Origin of the sequence: Lacticaseibacillus manihotivorans DSM 13343 = JCM 12514 (assembly GCF_001435035.1) — a bacterium.
In the GTDB taxonomy this organism is placed as follows: domain Bacteria; phylum Bacillota; class Bacilli; order Lactobacillales; family Lactobacillaceae; genus Lacticaseibacillus; species Lacticaseibacillus manihotivorans.
The window spans coordinates 1-421 of sequence record NZ_AZEU01000225.1 but is presented as its reverse complement, the minus strand read 5'-3'; the positions used below and the strand labels follow the sequence as shown (position 1 = coordinate 421).

Sequence of the window (421 nt, the reverse complement as noted above, 5' to 3'; positions counted from 1 at the left end):
GTTCATCTCACGGTGTCGTGCCATGGGGTGGCTAACTTGTTCTTGCAATTTGCGGTAATAATTTTTCACCATTATCAAGCATGAGCTTATAATCGGTACGTGCAGTACCATTACCGCCAGATTTTGAAGGGTTATTTTTCAAAGAATCCCGAATGCTATCATCTATTTGTTCCTCTTCAGACGCAATCATCTTCCAACCCAGGTCGCGTATTTGATCATCTGCCCATTGCTTTACAGCAGTCTCGATTGCTTTAACCATTATGCCGCCACCTTTCCGGTGACAACGAAAAAGAGCCCATCAGCGTTATTAGTTGGTGAACTCTTAAAAAAAGACTTGACAAATAAGCTGATGACGAAACAATCAGCTGGTTCCTGGTTCCTGGTTCCTGGTTCCTGGTTCCTGGTTCCTGGTTCCTGGTTC

Annotated in this window: 1 protein-coding gene; it reads right to left on the bottom strand. The window is 44.2% G+C overall.

Annotated elements, in window-relative coordinates:
* Window positions 1-31: 31 nt before the first annotated feature.
* Entirely contained in the window at window positions 32-259 is a 228-nt protein-coding gene (locus FD01_RS11765) for a hypothetical protein (protein WP_056964471.1), read from the bottom strand.
* Between the last annotated feature and the right edge of the window lie 162 nt (window positions 260-421).